This is a genomic window from Kitasatospora sp. NPDC036993, from assembly GCF_055607525.1.
Map to the genome: position 1 here is coordinate 87,305 of NZ_JBVJRP010000013.1, position 24,472 is coordinate 111,776.

General features: G+C 73.7%; 20 protein-coding genes. 7 read left to right on the forward strand and 13 right to left on the reverse strand.

The genetic code is table 11. The features are described 5' to 3' along the window. Nucleotides 1-28: 28 nt before the first annotated feature. From ACZ7C5_RS26675 to pdxH, 8 genes are all read right to left on the reverse strand, one after another. Nucleotides 29-2,446 (reverse strand): FxsB family cyclophane-forming radical SAM/SPASM peptide maturase, encoded by a 2,418-nt coding sequence (locus ACZ7C5_RS26675; RefSeq protein ID WP_470323607.1) that lies wholly within the window; start codon nt 2,444-2,446, stop codon nt 29-31. A 61-nt stretch (nt 2,447-2,507) separates the two neighbouring features. After that, nucleotides 2,508-2,693, reverse strand: coding sequence for a hypothetical protein (locus ACZ7C5_RS26680; RefSeq protein ID WP_188300997.1), 186 nt, complete (start codon nt 2,691-2,693; stop codon nt 2,508-2,510). Between the two features lie 437 nt (nt 2,694-3,130). After that, nucleotides 3,131-4,189 carry an aKG-HExxH-type peptide beta-hydroxylase gene (locus tag ACZ7C5_RS26685; protein WP_470323608.1) on the reverse strand — a complete coding sequence of 353 codons (1,059 nt, stop codon included), beginning with the start codon at nt 4,187-4,189 and terminating at the stop codon, nt 3,131-3,133. Between the two features lie 186 nt (nt 4,190-4,375). After that, nucleotides 4,376-5,569 carry an FxsB family cyclophane-forming radical SAM/SPASM peptide maturase gene (locus ACZ7C5_RS26690; protein WP_401088761.1) on the reverse strand — a complete coding sequence of 398 codons (1,194 nt, stop codon included), beginning with the start codon at nt 5,567-5,569 and terminating at the stop codon, nt 4,376-4,378. 37 nt (nt 5,570-5,606) lie between these two features. Beyond that, the gene (gene fxsT, locus ACZ7C5_RS26695) at nt 5,607-9,620 is read right to left on the reverse strand and encodes an FxSxx-COOH system tetratricopeptide repeat protein (protein ID WP_401088759.1); all 4,014 of its coding nucleotides are present in this window, start codon (nt 9,618-9,620) and stop codon (nt 5,607-5,609) included. After that, a complete protein-coding gene (locus tag ACZ7C5_RS26700; RefSeq protein WP_401088757.1) occupies nt 9,610-11,040 on the reverse strand; it encodes a TIR-like protein FxsC in 1,431 nt (476 codons plus the stop codon). The genes fxsT and ACZ7C5_RS26700 overlap by 11 nt, the downstream gene beginning before the upstream one ends. 228 nt (nt 11,041-11,268) lie before the next feature. Beyond that, complete coding sequence (gene fxsA, locus ACZ7C5_RS26705; RefSeq protein ID WP_049656076.1) at nt 11,269-11,460, reverse strand: FxSxx-COOH cyclophane-containing RiPP peptide; 192 nt, start codon at nt 11,458-11,460, stop codon at nt 11,269-11,271. A gap of 143 nt (nt 11,461-11,603) precedes the next feature. Further along, nucleotides 11,604-12,236 (reverse strand): pyridoxamine 5'-phosphate oxidase, encoded by a 633-nt coding sequence (gene pdxH, locus ACZ7C5_RS26710; RefSeq protein WP_401088900.1) that lies wholly within the window; start codon nt 12,234-12,236, stop codon nt 11,604-11,606. Between the two features lie 440 nt (nt 12,237-12,676). Here pdxH and ACZ7C5_RS26715 point away from each other — a divergent pair, with 440 nt between their 5' ends. The 3 genes from ACZ7C5_RS26715 to ACZ7C5_RS26725 all read left to right on the forward strand — a co-directional run bounded on the left by ACZ7C5_RS26715 (nt 12,677) and on the right by ACZ7C5_RS26725 (nt 16,745). Next, on the forward strand, nt 12,677-13,777 hold the full coding sequence (locus ACZ7C5_RS26715) for a citrate synthase 2 (RefSeq protein WP_401088754.1): 1,101 nt from the start codon (nt 12,677-12,679) through the stop codon (nt 13,775-13,777). A gap of 174 nt (nt 13,778-13,951) precedes the next feature. Next, on the forward strand, nt 13,952-15,070 hold the full coding sequence (gene serC, locus ACZ7C5_RS26720; RefSeq protein WP_401088752.1) for a phosphoserine transaminase: 1,119 nt from the start codon (nt 13,952-13,954) through the stop codon (nt 15,068-15,070). Nucleotides 15,071-15,464: 394 nt separating this feature from the next. Next, on the forward strand, nt 15,465-16,745 hold the full coding sequence (locus ACZ7C5_RS26725) for a hypothetical protein (protein ID WP_401088750.1): 1,281 nt from the start codon (nt 15,465-15,467) through the stop codon (nt 16,743-16,745). Nucleotides 16,746-16,818: 73 nt separating this feature from the next. On the opposite strand, the gene thpR is transcribed toward ACZ7C5_RS26725, so the two are convergent. Then, nucleotides 16,819-17,406: an RNA 2',3'-cyclic phosphodiesterase gene (gene thpR, locus ACZ7C5_RS26730; protein ID WP_470323609.1), complete on the reverse strand. Its 588-nt coding sequence runs from the start codon at nt 17,404-17,406 to the stop codon at nt 16,819-16,821. A 65-nt stretch (nt 17,407-17,471) separates the two neighbouring features. On the opposite strand from thpR, the gene ACZ7C5_RS26735 reads away from it, so the two are divergent. Continuing rightward, nucleotides 17,472-18,008: a GNAT family N-acetyltransferase gene (locus ACZ7C5_RS26735; protein ID WP_401088746.1), complete on the forward strand. Its 537-nt coding sequence runs from the start codon at nt 17,472-17,474 to the stop codon at nt 18,006-18,008. 54 nt (nt 18,009-18,062) lie between these two features. On the opposite strand, the gene ACZ7C5_RS26740 is transcribed toward ACZ7C5_RS26735, so the two are convergent. Then, nucleotides 18,063-19,616 carry an MFS transporter gene (locus ACZ7C5_RS26740; protein ID WP_470323610.1) on the reverse strand — a complete coding sequence of 518 codons (1,554 nt, stop codon included), beginning with the start codon at nt 19,614-19,616 and terminating at the stop codon, nt 18,063-18,065. A gap of 148 nt (nt 19,617-19,764) precedes the next feature. Beyond that, nucleotides 19,765-20,199: a MarR family winged helix-turn-helix transcriptional regulator gene (locus ACZ7C5_RS26745; protein ID WP_188301008.1), complete on the reverse strand. Its 435-nt coding sequence runs from the start codon at nt 20,197-20,199 to the stop codon at nt 19,765-19,767. Between the two features lie 124 nt (nt 20,200-20,323). On the opposite strand from ACZ7C5_RS26745, the gene ACZ7C5_RS26750 reads away from it, so the two are divergent. Next, nucleotides 20,324-20,782, forward strand: coding sequence for a VOC family protein (locus ACZ7C5_RS26750; RefSeq protein ID WP_401088742.1), 459 nt, complete (start codon nt 20,324-20,326; stop codon nt 20,780-20,782). 130 nt (nt 20,783-20,912) lie between these two features. On the opposite strand, the gene ACZ7C5_RS26755 is transcribed toward ACZ7C5_RS26750, so the two are convergent. Beyond that, complete coding sequence (locus ACZ7C5_RS26755; RefSeq protein ID WP_470323611.1) at nt 20,913-21,839, reverse strand: DUF4231 domain-containing protein; 927 nt, start codon at nt 21,837-21,839, stop codon at nt 20,913-20,915. A 130-nt stretch (nt 21,840-21,969) separates the two neighbouring features. Here ACZ7C5_RS26755 and ACZ7C5_RS26760 point away from each other — a divergent pair, with 130 nt between their 5' ends. Next, complete coding sequence (locus ACZ7C5_RS26760; protein WP_401088738.1) at nt 21,970-22,419, forward strand: VOC family protein; 450 nt, start codon at nt 21,970-21,972, stop codon at nt 22,417-22,419. 73 nt (nt 22,420-22,492) lie between these two features. Here the strand turns inward: ACZ7C5_RS26760 and ACZ7C5_RS26765 are convergent, their stop codons facing one another. Further along, nucleotides 22,493-23,953: an NCS2 family permease gene (locus ACZ7C5_RS26765; protein WP_401088736.1), complete on the reverse strand. Its 1,461-nt coding sequence runs from the start codon at nt 23,951-23,953 to the stop codon at nt 22,493-22,495. A 176-nt stretch (nt 23,954-24,129) separates the two neighbouring features. On the opposite strand from ACZ7C5_RS26765, the gene ACZ7C5_RS26770 reads away from it, so the two are divergent. Next, nucleotides 24,130-24,456 (forward strand): DUF2530 domain-containing protein, encoded by a 327-nt coding sequence (locus ACZ7C5_RS26770; RefSeq protein WP_401088734.1) that lies wholly within the window; start codon nt 24,130-24,132, stop codon nt 24,454-24,456. The last annotated feature ends 16 nt before the right edge of the window (nt 24,457-24,472 follow it).

Below are 24,472 nucleotides of genomic sequence, written 5' to 3' on the forward strand. Positions count from 1 at the left end.
GGACCCGGGGCGGCGCGAGTGGGGAAGGTCAGACCCCGGCCCGGTCCCGCCGTGCCCGGTCGGCCGCCTGCTCGGCGGCGGCGGGCAGCGGCAGGGCGAGCCAGGGTGTCACGGTGGCACGCATGCCGTCGGCGAAGCGCAGGCCGGTCCCGGTCAGGGCCCCGGTCGACGCCAGCCGCTCCACCGCCTCGGCGGTGTACCGCCGCCAGAGCGCGAACTGTGCCCGCGCCCGGTCGGCGGCCTCTCCCGGCAGTCCGTCGTACGCGAGGGTGCGGGTGCCCCAGTACTCGGTGACGGCCAGGTGGGCGTACGTGCCCTGGAACAGCCCTTCGAGCGGCCGGGGGTCGGGCCGCCAGGGCGCGAAGTACAGCTCGGTGTCGGTGCGGTCGTACAGGTCCGTCAGGTCCAGTACGGCGCCGAGCTTGACGTGCTGGAACTCGTGGGCGAGCAGCAGTGCGAGGGTCGGCGCGGTGGCGGGCCTGGCGATGCCGACCGCGCCGTACGCCTGCCGGGCAGCCGAGCTGACGTCCCGGCCGACCGGTCCGGGACGCAACGGGGTGACCGTCGTCAGGCCGGCCCTGATGCCCTCCGCGTACCCGGGCAGGTCCCGCCCGAGCAGCTCCCAGGCCTCGCGCAACGCGCCCGTCCAGTCGAGCAGTTCGCTCTCGGAGAGGCGGTCGGCGACCGGGTGGTCGTGGCAGTCGCGCAGCGGATCGCCGTCCTCCAGGGCGACCGTCCAGCCGTCGGCCGGCCGGACCCGCCGCAGCGGTTCGTCGACACCGGTGCGCACCGAGCCGTCGGACGCCCGGACCTCGAAGCCGTCCGACCGTCCGGTGACCACGGCCTCGCCGTCGGGCACGGCGATCGTCCCGAGCGTCGGCAGGTGCAGCTGGCCGCCCCGGACGGGCACCGCCACCGCGTCGCCCCGGCCGGCCCGCACCGCGGCCGCCGCGGCGAGCGCGGCCAGCGGACCGAGCCCGACGGCGAGGTCCCCGGCGAGCCGGCGGGCCGCCCAGGCGCGGGCGTACGGGTGGGCGAGCACGGCGTCCACGGCGGCGGGGGCCGCCGTGTCGAGCTCCGCCAGCAGGGCCCACGCCTCGGCCCGCCCCTGTCCTGAGGCGTCCCAGGCGGCGGCCAGCATCGCCCGGGTGAGGGCGAGTTGGGAGCGGCCGAGCGCGGCGACGGTGTCCGCGCCCCCGTATCCGCGCGCGAGTTCGTCGATGTGCGACGGGCCGAGCGCGCCGGGCAGCAGCGGCCCGGCGCCCGGCACCGGGGCGGCGGCCCCCTGCGCCGGCACGGCGGCCGCCGGGTCCGCCGACCTCCCGCTCCCCGCAAGGCCGTTGATGAACGTCATGAGATCACCGCAGTAGACGGAGGGATGGTCGAAGCTGCCTCCTCCATCGTCGCTCCGATAGCGGTGGGCGTACAGACCGCCACCGCAGGAGCGGACCACGGAGCAGGCGCGGCAGGCCTCGCTCAGCCCGGCCAGGCCGGACTGCCGGGCGGCGATGCCGGGGTGGCGGGCGAGGTCGTCGAGGCTGTGCGCGAAGACGTTCATCCCCGTGACGGGCGCGCCGTCGTACGCGGTCTTCAGGCTGTCGGCCTGCTCGAAGGTCCCGTCCGTCTCCAGGACCGCAAGGTCGGAGGGCTCCAGCCCGAGCGACTCGGTGAGGCTGGAGAACCCCCGCAGGGTCCGGTGCACGGACTCGAAGGTCCGTACGGCGAACGGCCGCCCGTCCGCTTCCCACAGCCTGTGGACGGTCAGCAGCCAGTCGGCGTACGGGGTGGCACCCAGCGCGGCGGGGCGCCTGGGCGGCTCGTCCCAGGTGGCGTGCGGGAGCAGGAAGTCCACGGCGGGCGGGCGGAGTTCGGCCAGCGCCCGGTACACGGCCGCCGGGTCGTTCCCGACGTCCATCGTGCACAGCAGCCCGGCGAACAGGTGCCGGTACTCGGGCTCGTTCAGCAGCGCGACGGCCCGCAGCACCTGCGGATGGCTGCTGCGCCCGTCGGCGAACCGCCGGTGGCGGTCGTTGGCGGCCCTGTCGCCGTCCAGCGAGATGCCGACCTTGACGTCCTGCTCCGCGAACAGCGCGCAGAAGTCACGGCTCAGCAGCACACCGTTGGTGTGGATGCGCAGGTCGAGCGCGCAGCCGGGCGGGAGCGCCGCCCGGAGCGTCCGGGCGGCGCGCCGCAGGCGGTCCGGGCCGGCGAGCAGGGGTTCTCCCCCGTGCAGGACGACCCGGACGGCGGGCAGCCGGTGGGCGGCCGCGTGCTCGCCGATGCGTTCGGCGGCCTTGGCCAGGATCCCGTCCGCGATGACCTTCGGGCGGGTGCGCCAGCTGCTGTCCGCGTGCTCGTAGACGTAGCAGTGGTCGCAGGCAAGATCGCACCTGCTGTGCATCTTGACCACGAACTGCGTCAAAGGCAGCGGCATCGACGTCGTCATGGGGCTGTTCGGTTCGGCTCGTTCTGCTCGGTCCGGGTTCCGCTCGGAGGTCCGGGCGGGGTCAGATCGAGGAGTTGAAGGCGGCGACCGGTACGAGGCCGGAATCCGCGCTGGGCAGCGCGCGCTGGAGCCGGGAGGCGAGCTCCTCCGCGCCGAGCGCGGCGAGATCGGCGAGGGAGAGGTGTTCCGGCGTCTCCTGAGGGTCAGTGAGCTTGCCGGCCGGCCTGGTGCTGGTTACCGGAGTCATATTCGTTTCCTTAGGCGCGGTTAGGACCTGCCGAGGGTGGGTAAACCCACCCGGTTGCGACCAATGTAGTGCCCGCGAAGACTCCGCGCGGCACCTTGCGGACTCACGTTGGGCTCCCCGGGCGGCCGACGTCGCACGACAGCGCGTTGACCCCCCAGAAATCACCCGTTCAGCGGTCGCGCACTTCGCCGTGGCGCGCGCCGAAGCGTGTCGCCGGGACGGGCGGCAGGGCGGACAGCGGGACGAACCGCGGGACGGACACCGGAACGGGCCCGGAGACGAGAACCAGAGCCGGCCACTGAGCACACCCCGGGCGTGCCCCGCGAAGCACCCGGACAAGCGCGCCATCCGGCCAAGCATCCGGCGCCCCGGATTCATTCCCCCGGCGACCCCGGCACCCCCGGCACCCCCGAAGCACCCGGCGCACCCGACACCCCTCAAGCACCCGGCGCGCACACGGCACGCACCAGCTCCTCGGTGAACTCCACTCCGCCCGGAGTCAGTTCGCCACAGTCCAGGAGCGTCCGTGCCGCGGCCAGGGTGTGCTCCCGCCAGCGCACCGACTCCGCCCGCGCACGGGCGCCGTCGCCCGCCCCCGCGGCCGCCTCCGTCCGCCAGAAGTCCGCCACGCCCAGGTGCGCGTACGTCCCCTGGAGCAGCGCCCCGGCCGGGCGCGGATCGGGGCGCCAGGGGGCGTGGTAGACCGCCGCGCCGTTGGGGCGGTGCAGCGGCACCAGGTCCAGCAGGGCGCCGAGCTGGACGTGCAGGAACTCGTGCACCAGGGCCAGCGCCAGCAGCACCGGATCGCCCGGCAGCGAGGCCGCCACCGCGCCGTACGCCCGCCGGGCCGCGGCGCTGACCGCCTCCCCGCCGGGCGCGGGCCGCAGCGGCACGACGGTGGTCACACAGGCCGAGAGGGCAAGCGCGTGACGCCGGTGGCGGCGCACCAGGATGTTCCAGGCCTCGGCCAACCGCTCATCCCAGGCGGCGAGTTCGGGGGCCGTCAGCGGACCGGACGGCGGGCGCCCGTAGTCCACCCGGCGCGGCCCGGCGTGGTCCACCGACGGCGCCCAGCGCAGCCCGTCGCACTCCAGCGCGAGGGCCGGTCCAGGACCACCGCGCAGGAACTCGCCCAGTCCGTCCAGCGGAACGGCCTCCGCCGCCGCCGCGCCGCGCAGACAGTCGGCCGCCCAGGCGTCCAACTCGGGCCGCAGCAGCACCTCTTCCCACCGCGTCGGGTCGTCCCGTTGCAGCGCCCGCACCCGGGCGTACGCCTCCCGGTAGCCGCCGTGCTCCGGCGCCGCCCGGCGCAGTGCCAGCAGCAGCAGCGCCCGCTTGCTCAACTGCCCTGCACGCAGCAGCCGGACGGCCCCGGGGCCGCCGCGCGCGCCCGCGATCGCCAGGAACGTCTCCCGGTCCACGCCGTGCCGTGGAAACCCGTCCGCCCCGCGCGCTCCGGGCACCCCGGCCGCCACCACCTCGCCCGTTCCCGTCACCGGTCCTCCTCCTCGTCCGTCCGGCCGCCGGCCCGTCCGGCCGCCATCCCGTTCGGCCGGCCGGTCCATCGCCCGACCCGCCCGGTCCGCCCAACCCGCCCGGTCAACCTGCGGTCTTCCCGCACCGGGACGGATCAGCCGGACGGCGGCCGGGCATGACCCGGACGGGTGAGCCGACGGAGGCCGTCAACTCCCCGCACCCGCCCGCCCGGCTCCCGCCAGCCCCGTCACCCCCGACCGCAGGCGCCCCGCGATGTGCCGGATCAGCCGGTCCAGGTCCGCGCAGTACACCGACGGGTGCCCGAAGCCGTCCCCCGCGTACCGGTGCGCGTACAGTCCGCCGCCGCAGACCCGGGCCAGCGGGCAGCCGGCGCAGACCGGGCCGAGGCCGGCCAGGCCTCGCTGGCGGGCCCGGAAGGCCGGGTGCGCCGCCGCCTCCCCGAAGCCGTGCCGCCACACGTCCAGGCCCGTCCCCGGGGCGCCGTCGTAGGCCACCTTGAGGCTGTCCGCCTGCTCGATCGTCCCGTCCGCCTCGACCACCACCAGGTCGACGGGCGCCAGCCCGACCGCCTCGCTGGCCGCCCGGCCGCCGAGCAGCAGCACCGCCAGTTCCTCGAACAGCCGCACCCCGGTCTCCCGGCGCGGTGCCCCGTACCAGCGGTCGAAGGCGGCGATCAGCCACTCCCCGTACGGGGCGGGCGCCGAGCCCGACGGCGGCGCGTGCGGCACCGTCCGCGGCATGAGGCCCGGCATGAGGCCCGGCGGCGGCTCCCGCCAGGTGGCGTGCGGCAGCAGCAGGTCGATCCTGGGCGGTGCGAACTCCAGCAGCGCCTCGTAGGTGGCCACCGGGTCCGCGGCGAGGTCGACGACGCAGAGCAGGCCGGCGAACAGCTCCCGGTGCCGGTCCGAGCCGAGCAGCCGCACCGCCTCGGCGGTGCGCGCCCAGCTGCCCCCGCCGGAGGGCAGCAGGCGGTGCCGGTCGTGGTCGGCCCTGGTGCCGTCCAGCGAGACCCCGACCGCGACCCGGTGGCGGTGCAGCACGTCGAGCAGCTCAGGCTCGTCCGCCAGCCGCAGCCCGTTGGTCTGCACGGTGAACCGCACCCGGGGCCCGACCGCCGCCAACTCGCCCAGCAGCGCGTCCAGATGGGCCGCGCCGACGAGCAGCGGCTCACCGCCGTGCAGCACCACGGAGACCTCGTCCAGCCCGTGCTCGGCCGCGTGCTCGTCGATCCGCCGGGCGGTGCGGCGGACGGTCGCGAGCTCCATCCGCCGCGGCCGCCCGCGCCAGCTCTGGTCCGCGCCCTGGTACACGTAGCAGTAGTCGCAGGCCAGGTTGCACCGACTGTGGATCTTCAGCAGGAACTGCCGGAACGCCACCATGGCGCGAGCCTAGGCCACCCGGCCGACTGACGGTCCGTCACACGTGCGGCGGCTCCACGTCCGAGTCCAGCCGCGTCCCGGCCCGCACCGCGACGGTCGTCGGGTGCTCCTCCCCCAGGGTGACCCGGGACCGCCGGATGCACTCCGCCCGCAGCTCGGCGGCCCGCTCGGTGTACCCGAGCGCGGCCAGCGACAGCGAGAGGTTGGAGTTGAGGCCGATGGAGTCGTAGTGGTCCTGGCCGAGGGCGGCGGTCATCAGCGGCTCGGCCTCCAGCTCCAGTTCGAGCGCGGCCCGGAGTTCCCCGGCCAGCGCCAGGTCGTTCGCGTGGTTCATCATCGCGATCGGGATGTAGAGGTGGTGCGCGCCGAGGACGGTGCGGAACTGCGCCAGCGTACGGCCGGACAGCTCGCGCGCCTCCGTCGCGCGCCCCGCCAGCCGCAGGTACACCGAGAGGTTGTTGGCGCCGGCCAGCGTCACCGGGTGGTCCTCGCCCAGGTAGTCGCGGTACCTCCCGAGCGCCCGCTCGGCGAGCGGGATGGCCCGCGTGGTGTCGCCGAGCGCGTTGAGGTCGCTGGCCAGGTTGGTGGCGGCGGCCAGGGTGTCGGGGTGCTCGGCGCCGTTGATGTCCAGGTAGCGCTGGTAGATGTCCTCGTCGATCTCCAGGGCCTCGTGGTACCGGCCGGCCCGGCGCAGCGCCACGGCCAGGTTCTTGCGGGCGCGCAGGGTGTCGGTGTGGCCGTCGCCGATGGTCTGCTGGTAGATCCGGACGGTCTCCTCCAGCAGGTCCAGGGCCTCCCGCAGCCGTCCGGTCTCGCGCAGGTCGCGGGCGTAGTTGGAGGCCGAGGACAGCGCGTACAGGCTGTGCGCGCCGAGCGCGTCGCGCTGCTGGAGGTAGTTGCTGCGGTGCCGTTCCAGGGCGGCCCTGCGGTCGCCGGCCAGGTAGTCGGAGACGGCGAGGTTGTTGGTGATCATCAGGGTGCGCGGGTGGTCGGGGCCCAGGGTGCGCCGGGCGGCGTCCAGGGTGCGGCGGTCGAGCGCCCTGGCCTCGTCGTAGCGGCCGAGGAAGCGCAGGTCGGCGCCGAGGCTGTTGGCGACGGCGAGGGTGTGGGAGTGCTCGGGGCCCAGGGTCGCGGTGAAGCGGTCCAGGATGTCCCGGTCCATCTCGTACGCCTCCTGGAGGGCGCCCTGGGAGCGGCGGATGTTGCTCAGCTGGGTGCGCAGCATGAGCGTCTGGGCGTCGTTGTCGACGTCGAAGCCGGGCCCGCCGTAGCCGTCCTGGCGCCAGTGCTCCAGGGTCCGTCCGGCCAGGTCCCGGCCGGACTCGTGCAGGCTGCGCTTCCACTGGTAGCGGACCGAGTCGATGATCCACTGCCGGACGTCCTCGTCGGCGCTGTCGAGCGCCCCGGACGGCCAGAGGTGTGGCAGGAGTTCGGCGTACTCGGCCCAGTTGGCGGGCACGTCCGGGTCGCCGGGGTTGGCGGTGGCGAGCGCGGCGTGGACGACGCCGCGCAGTTCGGCCCGCCGCTCCTCCTCGACCTGGTCCCGCAGCACGGCCTGGACCAGCCGGTGCACGGTGATGGTCTCGCTGCCCTGGTCGGTGCGGGCGAGCCCGAACCGGTTGATGGCGCGCAGGAACTCGCCGATCGCGAGCTTGTCGCGGGGCGCGCGCGGGGGCAGCCGCAGGGCGCGGGTGACGGCCCGGCTGTAGAGCAGCCGCATCGGGATGGCGTCCGGGCCGAAGAACGCGCAGATCTCCAGGATCTGGGCGGCCGGGGCGTTCATCCGGCGCAGTTCCTCGACCGAGATGCGCCAGGTCGCGGCGGCCGAGTGCGGGTAGTCGGCGGCGCGCAGCCGGGTGCGCTCCAGCATCTCGGTGAGCTCTTCGTCGAGCAGTTCGAGGTAGGTGGCGATCGGCATCGACGTCTCCTGGAGCCAGACGGCGGCCTGCCCTACGGCGAGCGGCAGGTCGCCCAGGCGGTGCGCGACCTGGTCGGCGTCCTCCGGGTTGAGGCCGCTGTTGAAGCGGCGCAGCAGCCGGACGCTCTCCTCGCGGAGGAAGACGTCGACCTCCACCAGGCCGGCGTGCCTGGCCCAGCCCTGGTTGCGGGAGGTGATCAGCACGTGTCCGCCGGAGGAGCCGGCCGGCTGCCAGGGGGCGAGTTCCTCGGGGGTGCCGGCGTTGTCGAAGACGAGCAGCCATCGGCGGTACGGCTGGCCGCGGCGCAGCGCGTCCAGCACCGCGGCGGCGGTGTGGGCGACGTCGTCGCTGGTGGGCACGCCGAGCCGGGGCGCGAGTTCGGCGATCTTCTGCGGGATGTTGGCGGGTTCCTCGGCGGGCACCCACCAGACCACGTCGTACGCGGCCTTGAAGCGGTGCGCGTACTCGGCGGCTATCTGGGACTTGCCGGCGCCGCCGAAGCCGTAGAGCACCTGGCTGAGCACGGCGGCGGGCCCGCCGGTGAAGCGGTTGCGGAGCAGTTCCAGCAGTTTGCCGCGGCCGATGAAGGCGGCGTTGCGCGAGGGCGCCTCCTGCACCTGCGGGGCGGTGCCGGGGAAGCGGGCGGGAGCCGCGAACTCCCCGCTGTCAGTGTCGGGTTGGCGGCTGCTGCCGGGCGGGGGGCCGAGTTCGGCGTAGAGCTGGGACTCGGCGCCGACCGCGGAGGAGCGGACCAGCTCGGTCACGGGCTGTCCGGCGAACGGGCGGGGCACCGGGTCGTCCGGGTCCTGGAGCCGGAAGGCGACCAGCGCCGGGGAGCCCGAGACCAGTTCGCGCCCCTGGAGGAGCTGCCAGACCTCGGCGGCGCGGGGCAGCGCGGTGTACTCGGGGGAGAGCAGCGCGAGCAGCCGGCCCTGGCCGTCGACCGGCCCCGTGACCTCCGGCGGCCTGGCCCCGGTGTACGGCTCGGCGGCGCTGTGCAGGGAGGTCTGGTAGCCGAAGCGGGTGAGCGTCCCGGCGGCCCACTCGGCCCACATCCGGTCCTCGGGCGCGTAGCTGACGAACACCTGGCGCGGCACCGCGCGGGCTGAGCGCAGGTAGGCGCCCTGGAGCCGGCGGCGGGTCTCGGCAGTGAGCGGGCGCAGGGTGGTGACCCGGCCGTCGGTGACCCAACCCGCAAGCCGCTCGAAGGCGTTGAGCAGGCTGCGGGCCTCCTGCGGCCGGTCGGCGACGGTGGCCGGCACCTCCTCGTAGGCGTAGAAGGGCTTGTACGGCACCTCGACGTCGGCCCAGTAGCCGGCCCTGCGGTCGGCGGCCAGCCAGCGGCCGAGGTAGGGGGCGAACGCCTCGCGGGCGTAGTCGCGGCCGGCCTCCAGCCGCTCCTGCTCGGCGTCCTCGACCCGCATCGGCACCGGCAGGACCCGGATCGCCCGTTCCTCGGTCTCGGCGATGGCGCGGGCGGCGTCGACGCCGCCGCGGATGTTCTGGGCGCTGAAGGTGAAGCAGTCCACGACGCTGTCGGGCATCAGGACGGTGCAGATGCCGGAGGTGTCGCTGACGCCGGTGCGGCTGTCGATGAGCACGTAGTCGTAGCCGCGGGCCCAGCGTTCGCGCAGCTCGCGCAGGAACTCGCCGCCGCGGATGTCCCTGCCGTGGTAGAAGCTGCGCCAGTTGAAGCTGGTGACGGCGGCGGCGTAGGCGGCGTTCTGGCGGCCGGCCGGCAGGAAGTCGAGCCGGCCGCCGGGCGGCAGGTCGAGGGCGAGGCCGCAGACGTAGCCGTCCAGGCGCCCCGGCTCGTCCAGCCAGGCGGCCGGGGACTGCCCGACCGGCCCGGCGGTGGAGGGCAGTGCCTGCTTGACGTAGGAGCGCAGCAGGTCGATCAGGCCGTCGGTGGAGTGCAGTTCCGGGTCGACCAGCAGCGGGTGGTAGTAGCGGTGGAGGCCGGGCGCCTCCAGGTCCCAGTCGACGACCAGGACGCGCAGGCCGCGGCTGGCGAGGATCCAGCCGACGTTGGCGAGCGCCATGGTGCGGCCGGTGCCGCCCTTGAAGGAGTAGAACGTGACGACCGATCCCGGTCCGCCGCGCTCCGGCTCCGCACCTGGCTCAGTGGTCATCGTCCTGGTCTCCCCTCTGCGGGACAGCGTCGTCCTGGCCCCGGCGCGGGCCGGGCAGTTCCTTCGGAGCGGGATCCGGGTGGTGCTGCGCGGGCGGCCGGCCCCGGCGCCGGCCCGGCGGACCCGGCTGACGGGGCGGACCGGCCGGGATGGTCAGCCCGGGCATGTCCGGGCCGTCGCCGAACCCGAAGGTGTCGCCCCCGGAACCGAAGCCGAAGGCGTCCCCGCCATCGTCTCCCCAATCGAGGTTGTCGTCCATGAGCTTGTTCTGGGCGACCGTCACCATGATGGTGAGGTCGCTGTCGAAGCTCTCCTGGTTCACGCGCACCCGGAACAAGTGCTCCAGGTCGCGCCGGCGCAACCAGTTGCGGCGGAGCACGCCGCGTACGCCGGTCCACGGCGCTTCGCGCTCCCCGTCCGGGTCGTTGCCGCCGATCGGGACCACCACGCCGGTGACCGGGTGGTTCTGGTCGTCGTACTCGCTCAGCGCGGCCCGGTAGCGGTCTCCGGCCGCCACCCACGGGTCGATCAGGAGCACGCTGACCTGGCTGTCCTCGCGGGCCTGGTCGAGCTTCTCGCCGAGTCCGGGGCCGATCTCCTCCAGCGTGGTGGTGTGCCCGGCCGCGGTGATCACCTGCTGGGCGCGCGCCGCCAGGGACGGCCGGTTGGGCGGGTAGTAGGGCGCCCAGTGCCAGGGCTTGGCCCCGTACCAGCCGCCCGCGTACGAGCCGCCCTCGGCGGCGGCCTCGGAGGCGCGCCCGGCCGCGATGAACAGCCGCACCATCCCGGGGCTGGGGGCGGGCTCCGGCGCCGCCGGGGGCGGGAAGTAGCCGCGGACCGCGCCCAGGTCGAACTCGGGCAGCTCGCCGAGCCGCCGCGCGGCCGCGTCCCTGACCCGCTCCGCGACCACGCGGACGACCTGCTCGTACGCCTCGCCCTGCGCGGTGCGCAGCAGCGCCCGCAGGCCGTGCCGGGTGTAGGCGTCGCCCATGTCCGGCTGGGCCCACTGCACCTTGGTCACCTCGGCGGCCAGTTCACCCGGCCCGACGGGCTCCCAGAGCACCGGGATCAGTGCCGGGACGAGCTCCCCGGTGTCCTCGTGGTGGCGCCGCACCCGGCCCCGGAAGGCGGTCCACTCCTTGCCGCAGTACAGGCTGGCGAAGTAGGCCGGCGAGTAGAGCGCGATCATGGTCCGGCTGCGGCCCAGCATCGTCGCCAGCCGTTCGGCCCAGTCGTCGCCGAGGCGCAGCTGCTCGGTGTCGCGGAAGGCGAGTTCCTCGGCCCGGACGGCCACCCCGACCAGCCGGCCGAGTTCGTCCCGCAGGTCGTTGAAGAACTGGTTGACGAACGCGTCCTCGGCCTCGAAGTCCCGGCGCGCGTAGCTGAAGAAGAAGTACGGCCGTTGCTGTTCCTGCTCCACCACTCGTTCCCCCCGTGCCCGACGGTCCGCGACGGCGCTGGTTTCATACCCCAGCATGTCGTGAACTCCCCTTGCCCCGCTGGCGAGTTGGGGGATTCGGTACCTCGGGTGGTTTAGCCGGTGGTCAGGCGCACCCGGACAGCCGGGGGCACTCCGGCGCCCGGAGGCGCGCGGACGGGATCGCGGGGCGCGCCGACGGCCGCCACCGCTCGGACGCGCCGCGGAGTGCTACCGGTCGAGCGCCGACTGGAACGCCGCGAGCGGCTCCGCGCCCGGGGTCAGGGCGTCCGCGACCACCCGGCGCAGCAGGTCGCCGAGGACGGTGTCGGGCAGGGCGTCGAGTTCGTCGAGCGGCAGGGCGGCGACGTCGACCAGGTCAGAGCCGAGTCCAGCGGCGGTTTCCGCACCGGTGACGCCCATCAGTCCCTCACTCGATCGTGTCGGCACAGCGGGCTGCCGGCCGGATGTGCATCGGCCCAGGTCCGCGACGGGCATCCTACACCCGCGAGATGACGGTCCATCAGTTCCGCGGCGGCGGCGCGCGGAACCGTGGGCCGAACGGATCACGGGCAGAGCCGCTCCACCCGCCACCCCGTCGGGGCGGACGGGTCGGCGACGTAGCGGAGCCGGTCGTGCAGCCGGTTCTCCCGCCCCTGCCAGAACTCGACGCTCTCCGGGACCACCCGGTACCCGCCCCAGAACGGCGGGACGGGCACGCCCTCGCCCTCCGGGTAGCGGCGCTCCAGCTCGGCGTAGCGCTGTTCGAGGACCGCCCGGCCGCCGACCGGGCTGGACTGCTCGCTGGCCCAGGCGCCCAGCTGGGAGCCGTGCGGGCGGGTGCGGAAGTAGGCGGCGGTCTCGTCCCGGCCGACCTTCTCCACCCGGCCCTGGACGATCACCTGGCGGGCCAGCGCGATCCACGGGAACAGGAGCCCCGCGTACGGGTTGACGGCGAGCTCGGAGCCCTTGCGGGAGCCGTAGTTGGTGAAGAACACGAAGCCGCGCGGGTCGTAGCCCTTGAGCAGGACGGTGCGCGAGCTGGGCCGCCCCCCGGCGTCGGCGGTGGAGAGCACCATCGCGTTGGGCTCCACCACCCCGGCGTCGTCCGCCTCGTGGAACCAGCGGGTGAACTGGCCGATCGGCTCGGGCGCGAGCTGCTCCTCGACCAGGCCCTCGTGGCTGTAGTGCTTGCGCATCACGGTGAGGTCCGGGCCGGGGCGGGCCTCGTCGGCCAGGGTCCGGTTGGCGGGGCTCGGGGGCGTCGACTGGGCGCGATCCGGGGTCTGCACGCCAACATCATCCCGTACGACAAGCAACCGGCACCGCTACCTCCGGACAAACCCCGGTGGGAGATCAGGTGACCCGCCACCGCTTGACCGCCCGCCCTGCGGGGAATTGTCCGGTACCAGGCGTTTGGTTCCAGGGATTCCGGGGTCTCCGGGGTCTCCGCCGGGCACGGTCGGGCCCCCTGACGGGAGATCCGAGCGGGCCCGCGGGAAACATCACCACGGTGGTGTATGGCGCAATGCACCCCGTGCCTGTCACCCTGGCACCGAGTGCCAAACACCATTCGGTCACTGGTGCGCCGCCCCACCACGGCGGGGCGCCGATCGCAGAACACTGAAGGAGCCGTCGCATGTCCGATTTCGTACCCGGGCTTGAGGGAGTCGTCGCGTTCGAGAGTGAGATCGCCGAACCCGACCGTGAAGGCGGCGCCCTGCGGTACCGCGGTGTCGACATCGACGACCTGGTGGGCAGCGTCTCCTTCGGCCACGTCTGGGGCCTGCTGGTGGACGGCAAGTTCAACCCCGGCCTGCCGGCCGCCGAGCCGTTCCCGATCCCGGTGCACTCCGGCGACATCCGGGTCGACGTGCAGTCGGCGCTCGCCATGCTCGCCCCGGTCTGGGGCCTCAAGCCGCTGCTGGACATCGACGCCGACCAGGCCCGCGACGACCTCGCCAGGGCCGCCGTGATGGCACTGTCCTACGTCGCCCAGTCGGCCCGCGGCCAGGGCCTGCCGATGGTCCCGCAGAGCGAGATCGACAAGGCCGGGACGGTCGTCGAGCGGTTCATGATCCGCTGGCGCGGCGAGCCGGACCCGAAGCACGTCAAGGCCGTCGACGCCTACTGGACCTCGGCCGCCGAGCACGGCATGAACGCCTCCACCTTCACCGCCCGGGTCATCGCCTCCACCGGCGCCGACGTCGCGGCCGCGCTCTCCGGCGCGGTCGGCGCGATGTCCGGCCCGCTGCACGGCGGCGCGCCGTCCCGGGTGCTCGGCATGATCGAGGAGATCGAGCGCACCGGCGACGCGACCGCCTGGGTCAAGAACGCCCTGGACAAGGGCGAGCGCCTGATGGGCTTCGGCCACCGCGTCTACCGCGCCGAGGACCCGCGCGCCCGGGTGCTGCGCCGCACCGCCAAGGAGCTCGGCGCGCCGCGCTTCGAGGTCGCCGAGGCGCTGGAGAAGGCCGCGCTGGAGGAGCTGCACAACCGCCGCCCCGACCGCGTGCTGGCCACCAACGTCGAGTTCTGGGCCGCCATCATGCTGGACTTCGCCGAGGTCCCCGCGCACATGTTCACGTCGATGTTCACCTGCGCGCGCACCGCGGGCTGGTCGGCGCACATTCTGGAGCAGAAGCGCACGGGCCGGCTCGTGCGCCCCTCCGCGCGCTACATCGGCCCCGGTCCGCGCCGCCCCGAGGAGATCGAGGGCTGGGACGCCATCGCCCGCTGACGACGCGCCGGCGGATACCGGACGAGCGTCCGGTCAGTGCCCCTGAGCAGCGGGTCCGGCTCCGGCCGGGCCCGCTGCCGGGCGCCCGGGGGCGGCCTCCCTGCGGCCGCGATCACAGTCTCAGCGGGCGGACGGCCGTACCCCCGCCGGGCCCCCGGCCGGTAGGCTGCCCGGGTGGCTCAGATCCAGATCCCCGCTGACATCAAGCCCGCAGACGGCCGTTTCGGCTGCGGACCTTCCAAGGTGCGCCCCGAGGCCCTGAGTGCCCTCGCCGCCACCCAGACCTCCCTGCTCGGCACCTCGCACCGGCAGGCCCCGGTGAAGAACCTGGTCAAGCGCGTGCGCGAGGGCGTGAGCAGCCTGTTCTCGCTGCCCGATGGCTACCAGGTGGTCCTCGGCAACGGCGGCTCCACCGCCTTCTGGGACATCGCCGCCTTCGGCCTGGTGCGGGAGAAGTCCCAGCACCTGGACTTCGGCGAGTTCTCCTCGAAGTTCGCCTCCTCGGTCAAGGCCGCGCCGTGGCTCGGCGAGCCGAGCGTGATCAAGACCGCCCCCGGCACCCACCCGCTGCCGGTCGCCGAGGCCGGCGTGGACGTCTACGGGCTCACCCACAACGAGACCTCGACCGGCGTCGCGATGCCGATCAGGCGCCCGGTGGGCGCGGACGAGGGCTCGCTGGTCCTGGTGGACGCCACCTCGGGCGCCGGCGGCCTGCCGGTGGACATCACCGAGACGGACGTCTACTACTTCGCCCCGCAGAAGTCCTTCGCCTCCGAGGGCGGCCTGTGGCTGGCCACCTTCTCCCCGGCCGCCCTGGAGCGCGCCGCCGAGATCGCCGGCTCCGGCCGCTACATCCCGCCGTTCTTCTCGCTTCCGACGGCCATCGACAACTCGTCGAAGGACCAGACGTACAACACCCCGTCGCTGTCCACCCTCTTCCTGCTGGCCGACCAGCTGGAGTGGCTGAACGGCAACGGCGGGCTGGACTGGGCCGTCGCCCGCACCGCCGACTCCTCGTCCCGGCTGTACTCCTGGGCCGAGAAGTCCTCCTTCGCCACCCCGTTCGTGGCGAACCCGGCCGAGCGCTCCCAGGTGGTCGGCACCATCGACTTCGACGAGTCGGTGGACGCCGCCGCGGTGGCCAAGGCACTGCGTGCCAACGGCATCGTGGACACCGAGCCGTACCGCAAGCTGGGCCGCAACCAGCTGCGCGTCGCGATGTTCCCGGCGATCGACCCGGCGGACGTCGAGGCGCTCACCCACTGCATCGACTACGTGGTCGAGCAGCTCTGACCACCGTCCCGAGGACACCGGACCCGGCCCCCTGAGGGCCCGGGGACCGGTTCTCCGCAGGACACGGCCGAGGGCCACCGCCGACCGGCGGTGGCCCTCTCGCCGTTCCGGGCCTACCGGCCGACCAGTGAGCTGATCAGCACGACGACCAGCAGCAGCACCAGGGTGCCGGAGACGATGCGCATACGAGTCTTGGGATCCACGGTCAACGAGCGTACCTCCGGCCCACCCAGGACCGAAGCGGAGCCCCCCTCCGACCCCGCCGCGACCGGCTGCTCCGGACCCGAACTACCGTGTGCCGCACGGGAGTCAACCCCGTGGCCGCGGCCCGGGGCCCCCCACTACGATGTGCACAGCACGATCATATGATCGTCACAATCAGGGGGGAATTCTGATGCGCACGTCCCGCGCCGCGGCCCTCGCCGCCCTCGTCCTCACCGCCGGCACCGTGCTGCCGACCGCGCCGGCCGCCTTCGCCACCCCGAGCACCCCGGCCGCCGACCAGGTCGGCCCGGCCAGCGTCTGGTACTCGGCCTCGAACTGGCGCATCCTCGACACCCGGGTCGGCAACGGCGCGCCCAGCGGCAAGGTCGGCCCGGACGGTGTCGTCAGGCTCGACATCGCCAAGCTGCTCCAGGTCCCGGCCGACCGGCTGCCGAGCTCGGTGGTCATGAACGTCACCGCCGTCGACTCGACCGAGGACAGCTACATCACCGCCTACCCGGGCGGCGCCGCCCGCCCGGTGGTGTCCAACCTGAACGTCGACACCGAGCACAAGGTCACCAGCAACCGGGTGACCGTGCGGGTCGGCCCGGACGGCATCGTCAACCTGTACAACCACATCGGCCGGGTGCACCTGGTCGCCGACCTCCAGGGCTGGTACGTCCCCCGGAGCGCGGCCCCCGTGACGACCCCCGGCTTCACCTTCGAGCTCGGCGAGCCGCGGCGTCTCCTGGACACCCGCACGGACCTCGGCGGCCACCCCGGCAAGCTGCTCGGCGGCGCCGGGAACGTCTTCGACCTGGACATCTCCTCGGTCGGTTCGATCAGCGGCCTCCAGGTCGTCCAGGCGACCGTCACCGAGCCGACCGAGGACGCCCACCTGACCATGTACCCGGCGGGGCAGCAGCCCTGGTCGATCTCGGACGTCAACTTCTCGGCGGGCCAGACGGCCACCAACCTGTCGTACGCGTACACCGGACGGGAAGGGAAGCTCGCGCTCTACACCAACTCCGGTGCGGCCCACGTGGTGGTCGACTACCTCGGCAAGTTCGAGGGCAACGTGTCGGGCACCCCGGCCGGCCAGCACGGCCTGTTCGTCCCCGCCACCCCGACCCGGGTGCTCGACACCCGCGAGGGCCTGGGCGCCCCGCAGCACCAGGCCGGCCCGGGCTCCACCACCCGGGTGAAGGTCACCGGGCTGGGCGGCGTGCCGGACAACGTCGCGGCCGTCGTGCTCAACCTGACCGGCACCAACGCCGACCAGGCCGGCCACGTCACCGCGCACAAGGCCGGCACCCCGGTGCCCGCCACCTCCAACCTGAACTACACCGCCGGGCAGGACATCGCCTCCATGACGATCGTCCCGGTCAGCGCCGACGGCTTCATCGAGCTGTACAACCCGCACGGCAGCCTGGACCTGGTGGCCGACGTCCAGGGCTACTACACCAGCTGATCCACCGGGCCCGGGGAGCGGTCCGCCGTTCCCCGGGCTCCCCGGTCCCGGACTCCCGGGCCCGGGGCCGTCCTCAGCTCCAGTCCGCCAGCGCCCAGGAGCGCAGCGACTCGTAGTGCGCGAAGCCGCCGCCCAGGTCGCTGCGCACCAGGTGCAGCTCGGCGGCCTCCCACTCCGGCCCCCGGTAGTCGGCCAGCGCCGCCACCAGGACGTCCAGCTCGGCCGCGGCGACCCGCTGCACGGCCCGCCGTCGGCCTCGGTGGGAACCGGCCCTGGCGAGGGTGAGGTGCGGGTGGAAGGCGAAGCCGTCGGTGGCACCGGTCACGTCCGCGGTGGCCTCGGTGACGGCCTCGGCCAGCCGGCGCAGCGCCCGGCCCTGGCCCTCCACCCCGGCCCAGAGCACCCGGTCGCCGAACCGCCCGGCGCCCGCGATCCGCAGCCGGTGCACCGGCTGGACCCCGGCCACGGCGGCCAGGCCCTCCCCCAGTTCCGGCAGCCGCTCGGCCGGCACCTCGCCCAGGAAGGCCAGGGTCAGGTGCCAGCCCTCGACCCCGGTCCAGCGCAACCGGTCCGCCCCGGGCAGCCCGCGCACCGGCGCGACCGCGTCGGAGAGCCCCCGCAACGCCTCGGCCGGCGGGAGCACCGCCACGAACAACCTCATGCGCCCATCCTCCCGCGCGGGCGGACGCCTTCCCGCGCACCCCCGGTCCGGGATAGAACGGGTCCATGATCGATTCCAGCGGCGTGAAGATCCGCACCGGAGGCCCCGAGGACATCCCCGACGTCCTCGCCCTGCTCGACGGCGCCGTGGCCTGGCTGGCCGGGCAGGAGCGCACCGGCCAGTGGGGCGACCAGCCCTTCAGCACCGACCCGGCCAGGGTGGAGCACATCGGCAGGTACGGCGCCGAGCCGTTCCTGATCCGCCTCGCGGTGGACGGCCGGGGCCGTACGGTCGGCTCCTGCGTGCTGTCCGAGGAGCGCGGCACGTTCGTCCCCGCCGTGGACGAGCGCGAGCTGTTCGTCCGCAACCTGGTCACCGACCGCGGCCTCAAGGGCTCGGGCATCGGCGCCGCGCTGATCGCCGACGCGGTCGAGGAGGCCCGCCGGCGCGGCATCGGCCTGCTCCGGGTGGACTGCTACGCCGGCGCCGACCGCAGGCTGGTCGCCCAGTACCGGGCGCTCGGCTTCACCGAGACCGAGGGCTTCGAGGTCGAACGCCCGGACGGCGTCTGGCCCGGCCAGGTCCTCGCCATCCGGCTCTGACCCCACGGGTTTCCCCGAAGATCCCGTCGACCTCCAGGGAAACCGGACGGTCCGTCAGCAGGCCGTCGCCAGCTCCGACTTGCGCGCCGCACCGGTCCGCGGCACGAAGGCCACCACCCGGCCGCCGCGGCCCGGGTGCAGGTCGAAGCGCACCCGCAGGTCCGCGCTGCGGGCCAGCACCAGGCCGACCACACCGGCCGCCGCCGCGGACACCAGTCCACAGGCCAGCAGGCCGAGCCGGGGCCCGTACGAGGCGGTCACCCAGCCGACGATCGGGGCGCCGATCGGCGTGCCGCCGGTGAAGACCAGCACCAGCAGGCCCATCACCCGGCCGCGCATCGCGGGGTCGGTGGCCAGCTGCAACGAGGCGTTGACCGAGGTGTTGAAGCTCAGCCCGAAGACCCCGACCAGCATCAGCAGCAGCGCGAAGGTCCAGAAGTCGGGCGCGAACGCGGCGACCACCTCCAGCGTGCCGAAGGCCAGCGCCGCACCGACCAGCCGGCGCAGCCGCGGCACGCCCCGGCGGGCGGCGAGCAGCGCACCGGTCAGCGAGCCGACCGCCATCGCGGTGTTCAGCAGGCCGTACTGGCCGGCGCCCACCTTGAAGGTGTCGTACGCGAAACCGGCCAGCAGCGTCGGGAAGTTGAAGCCGAAGGTGCCGACGAACCCGGCCAGCACCATCGGCCAGAGCAGCTCGGGCCGCTCCCTGACGTACCGCAGCCCCTCGCGCAGCTGCCCCTTCTCCCGGGCGATCGGCTCGGTCGGGCGCAGTTCGCTCTCCCGCATCGCGAGCAGCCCGCCGATCACGGCGACGAAGGACAGCGCGTTGACGGCGAACGCCCAGCCGCTGCCGACCGCGGCGATCAGCAGACCCGCGACGGCGGGGCCGACCAGCCGGGCGGTCTGGAAGTTGGCCGCGTTCAGGCTGACCGCGTTGGCGAGGTCCTCGGGCCCGACCATCTCGGCGACGAAGGCCTGCCGGGCCGGGTTGTCCACCACGGTGACCAGGCCGAGCAGCAGCGCGAAGGCGTACACGTAGTACGGCGTCACCGCACCGCCGATGGTCAGCACCGCCAGGCCGACGGCCAGCAGGCCCATCGCGCCCTGGGTGTAGATCAGCAGCCGGCGCTTGGGCATCCGGTCGGCGAGCACGCCGCCGAACAGGCCGAGCAGCAGCATCGGCAGGAACTGCATGGCGGTGGTGATGCCGACCGCGAGCGGGCTGCCGGTGAGGCTCAGCACGAGCCAGTCCTGGGCGATCCGCTGCATCCAGGTACCGGTGTTGGACACCACCTGGCCGGCGAAGTAGTAGCGGTAGTTGCGAACGCGCAGGGAGGAGAACATCCCCCGGGGCCGGGTGAATTCGGCACCTGTGGGAGACGGGGCCGGCAGGTGGGCCCGGCCGGGAGCGGCGGGGTCCGCCGCGGTGCGTTCGTCGGGGTCGTCGTCGCCGTTGCCCGGCTGCCCCGTGGGGGCGGGTGCCTGGGCGTCGGCGGCCGCGGCACTGGCCGCGGCGGATTCGGTGGTCGGGTCGTCGGTGCGGATGGCGGCGGCGCTGGCTGCGGCCGGCGGTGTCACTGTGGTCTCCCCTCGCGGCGCGACGGCCATGGCGGTGGCCGTCGCGCTCCTGGTGTCCTTGGTCGGTCCTGCGGTGATGCGGTACTCCTTCTTCTCCCGGCGGCTCGCCGGATTCGGTGTGCCCAGGGCTTGTCTGACAATTCCAGTCGGGCTCGCGACGCGAATCGTCAGACGCGCCCTAGAGGTGTGCGAGCTTGTAGAGCACGGGCGCGGCCTCCCTGAGGACGGCCCACTCCTCCTCGTCGAGCCCCTGGGCGAGCTCGGCGAGCCAGGCGTTCCGGCGCCGGCGACTCTCCGCGAGGATCGTCTCGGCCTGCTCGGTGCTGCTGACGACCACCTGACGGCGGTCCTCGGGGTGCGGTTCGCGCCGCACCAGCCCCTTCTCCTCCAGCATCGCGACGATCCTGGTCATCGAAGGAGGCTGCACGTGCTCCTTCCGGGCGAGCTCACCCGGCGTCGCCTTCCCGCACCGGGCGAGGGTGCCCAGCACTCCCATCTCGGTGGGACTCAGCGACTCCTCCACCCGTTGGTGTTTGAGTCGTCGGGAGAGGCGCATCGTGGACGACCGCAGCTGACTGATCGCTGCGAAGTCCGGCTCGGACATCTCGGGCATCTCTTTAGCCTACGTCATTACTTACGCTAAGGAAAATGAGATCCGCCACCGTGCCGAGGGGTCACCCCGGTGCCATATTGGGTCTTGGGCCCCAGCTCTCGACTCCCAGAAGGGCCGACCAGTCATGTCCGACGTCGCCACCGAGCAGTCCCGGCAGTCCGAGCAGTCCGGACGGCCGCAGCCGTCCGAGCGGTCCGCGCAGGCGGGGTCCGGCGACACCGGCTTCGGCCGGCTCGCCATGGTCACCATCGACTGCGCCGACCCGGTCGCGCTGGCGTCGTTCTACGGCGAGCTGCTGGGGTGGGAGACCAGGCACACCGACGAGAACTTCGCGATCCTGGACAACCCCGAGGGTGGCAGTCCGCTCGGCTTCGGGCGGGTGACCGGGTACCGGCCCGAGCCGTGGACGGAGCCGGACGGCAGCAAGCACTTCCACCTCGACTTCTACGTCGACGACCTGGACGAGGCCACCGCGAAGGCCCTCGCACTCGGCGCCACCGAGCCCGCCTACCAGCACGGCCGCACCCTGCGGGTGCTGATCGATCCGGCCGGGCATCCGTTCGGTCTAGCCCCCCTGGAGTGACCCCCGCGTCTCGCCGGATCTCCCCGACTCCCCGCTCCCGCCGGGTACTCTCTCCCGTCGACCCCCGGTCCCGCCCGACCCCCGGTCCTGCCCGACCCCCGGTCCTGCCCGACCCCCGGTTCCGTACGGCTCAGCGCGGGAACGCCCGGCGGGCCCGCCAGATGGTGTGCTCCCGGGAGACCGCGTCCTCCGCCTCGGCGGCCAGCCTGGCCCAGCGGGCCTCGGCGTCCGGCACCTTGAGGTCCAGGTCGGACAGCTGGTTGCCGACGTTCTCCAGCTCCCGCGCGGCCAGCTGGTAGGCGGCGGCCAGCGGGCCGAGCTGCTTGAGCTGCGTCCAGGCGATGATCGCCGCGGCCGCGGCCGAGGTGGCGCCGAAGAGGTGCACCGACAGCGCGCCGGTGGCCTGGGCGATGGCCGCCGCCGCGCCGACGATGATCAGCACCGCGATGCCGAGCCCCCAGGAGACCGCCTGCGAGTCACAGGCCTCGGCCCTGGAGCGGTACCAGGTGCGCTGGCCCTCGACCCGGGTGCGCAGGTACAGGGTGCGCCGGCTGGACAGGCTCTCGGCGCGCTGCCGCCGCATCTCCGGGGTGATCTCGGCGACGCTGTCGGGCGGCACGATCTCCGGGTCCTCGAAGGCCCGCAGCACGTCCTCGACCTGGAGCAGGTAGCCGCGGTCGACGTCCGCGGACTCGGCCTCACCGTCGAACGGCCGGGCCCGGACGGTGTACTTCCAGGCCAGCGTCTTGACCGACTCGGCCGCCGCCCTGGCCTGGTACCAGCGCCCCTGCGGGTTGCTGCGGCGCAGCCGGGACCAGAAGTACCCGGCCACCAGGAAGGCGGCCACCGAGAGCATCGGCCACGGGTCGACGCCACTCCTGTCGTCGTCCGGGCCGGGGAACGACCCGATCACGGCGGCGACCACCAGCATCGCGATCAGCCCCCGGTACCAGCGCAGCGTCTCGCGCTGGCCGTCCAGCGAGGCCTTGTCCGTCGTCCGGAACAGCTCCGGCAGCAGCCGTGCCTCGACGCCCCCCGGCGGATCCTCTTGCACCATTGGTCGAGTCCCCTCCCCCTTCTCCGTCCAGCCAGTATTCCCTCCGCCAACTCGCCTACACGGGTGCCTTTTTGACAGCTTCCGACCGAGATCATTGCCCGGTGTTCGGGTAACCGATATAACCGGTTACATGCCGCTGCACTGGAAGCTCGTCATCGACTGCGCCGACCCGCACCGCCAGGCCGCCTTCTGGGCCGCCGCCCTGGAGTACGCGCCGGAGGACCACAGCACGCTGATCGCCCGGCTGCTCGCCGCCGGCGCCGTCGGCCCGGACGCCCTCACCGAGGTGGACGGCCACCCCGCCTGGCGGTCCCTGGCCGCCGTCCGCCACCCCGACGACCCGTTCGACCCGGCCTCCGACACCGGCCTCGGCCGGCGCGTCCTGTTCCAGGCCGTCCCCGAGCCCAAGCAGGGCAAGAACCGCCTGCACCTCGACGTCCACGCCGCCCCGGGCGAGCGGGAGGCCACCGTCACCCGCCTCGAATCCCTCGGCGCCACCGCGCTCCGGCACGTCGAGGAGCCCGGCGGCGCCTGGACGATCATGCAGGACCCGGAGGGCAACGAGTTCTGCGTCCACTGACCGGGCGGGCCCGCGGAGACGCCGACGGCCCCGCGCTCCGGGGAGCGCGGGGCCGTCGGGGGGCCGTACGGCGTCAGAGCAGGCCGAAGGCCGGCATCAGGTAGTAGAAGGCGAACACCGACGCCACCGCGTACATCGGGACCGGCACCTCGCGGCCGCGGCCGGCGGCGACGCGCAGGATGCAGAAGGCGACGAAGCCCAGGCCGATGCCGTTGGTGATGCTGTAGGTGAACGGCATCATCACGATGGTCAGGAAGGCCGGGATCGCGATCGTGTAGTCGGCCCAGTCGATCTCCTTGATCGAGTTGGCCAGGATCAGGAAGCCGACGGTGATCAGGGCCGGGGTGGCGGCCTGGGCCGGGACCATGGTGGCGAGCGGGGTGAGGAAGAGCGCCACCACGAAGAGCAGGCCGGTGACGATCGAGGCGAAGCCCGTCCGGGCGCCCTCGCCGACGCCGGCGGTCGACTCCACGAAGCAGGTGTTGGCGGAGGCCGAGGTGGCGCCGCCGGCCGCGGTGGCGATGCCGTCGACCATCAGCACCTTGTTGATGCCGGGCAGGTCGCCCTTCTCGTCCAGCAGGTGGGCCTCGTCGGCCACGCCGAGGATGGTGCCCATCGCGTCGAAGAAGCAGGACATCAGCACGGTGAAGACGAACAGCAGGCCGGTCAGCACGCCGACCTTCTCGAAGCCGCCGAACAGGCTGACCTTGCCGACCAGCCCGAAGTCCGGCGCGGAGACCGGGTTGCCCGGCCAGGTCGGGACGGTGAGGCCCCACTTGAGCGCCGGGATGTCGGCGACCTTGTCGATGATCGCGGCGAGCGCGGTGGAGACCGCGATGCTGATCAGGATGGCGCCGGGCACCTTGCGGATCAGCAGGATCAGGGTGAGCACCAGGCCGACCACGAAGATCAGCACCGGGAAGCCGAGCAGGTGCCCGTTGCCGCCGAGCTGGAGCGGGACGGTGGTGTGGGCGGCGTCCGGGATGCGGCTGACGAAGCCGGAGTCGACCAGGCCGACCAGGCTGATGAACAGACCGATGCCGATCGCGATGGCCTTGCGCAGGCCGAGCGGCACCGCGTTCATGACCCGCTCGCGCAGACCGGTGGCGACCAGCAGCATGATCGCGAAGCCGGCCAGCACGACCATGCCCATGGCGTCCGGCCAGGTCATCTTGGGGGCGAGCTGGAGCGCGACGATCGTGTTGACGCCGAGGCCGGCGGCCAGGCCGATCGGGACGTTGCCGATCACACCCATCAGCAGGGTGGTGAGGCCCGCGGTGAGGGCGGTGGCGGTGACCAGCTGGCCGCTGTCCAGGTGGGCCCCGGTGATGTCCGTACCGCTGGCCAGGATGATCGGGTTCAGCACCAGGATGTACGCCATGGTGAAGAAGGTGGCGACACCGCCGCGGATCTCGCGCGGCAGGGTGGAGCCTCGCTCGCTGATCCGGAAGAAGCGGTCGACGGCGCTCGTGGGGGGCTTCGGCGCGGCGTCGGCGGGTTCGGGCGACTCGGTGGTCGGCTGGACCACAGGCATGCGTGCGTCCTCTGTGGGGGAGCTGAGGAGAGGGAGGGGGACGCCCGGGGCGACGATGGCCGGGCGCAGATCTTTAAGTATGGTTTCCCGATCGCACACGCGCTATCTTCGCGCGTAGAGCCCGCACGGGGCCTCCGCGCCCGTCAAGGCGCCCCACCGCACCGTACGCTAGGCCCATGCCCAGGACGCCACTGCACCCCTCGCCCCCTCCGCTGGAGGCCAACGACGTCGCCATCGTCGGCGGCGGCACGGTGCTGTGGTTCGTCGCCTTCGTCGCCCTGCTGCCCTTCCAGGGCACCCTCTCGGACCACGGGCACGGCACCTGGCCCTGGATCTGCCTCTCCGGCGGCCTGCTCGGCCTGATCGGCCTCTGGTACTGCCGCGCCCGGCGGGACGCGATCGCCCGCGGCCGCGCCGCCGAGGCGGCCGCCGGCCCGGCCGGGCACACCGTCGAACGCGCCGCCGAGGACGACGGCCAGGACCCTGCCACCCGGTCGGACTGAATAGTCCTTTAGTAGC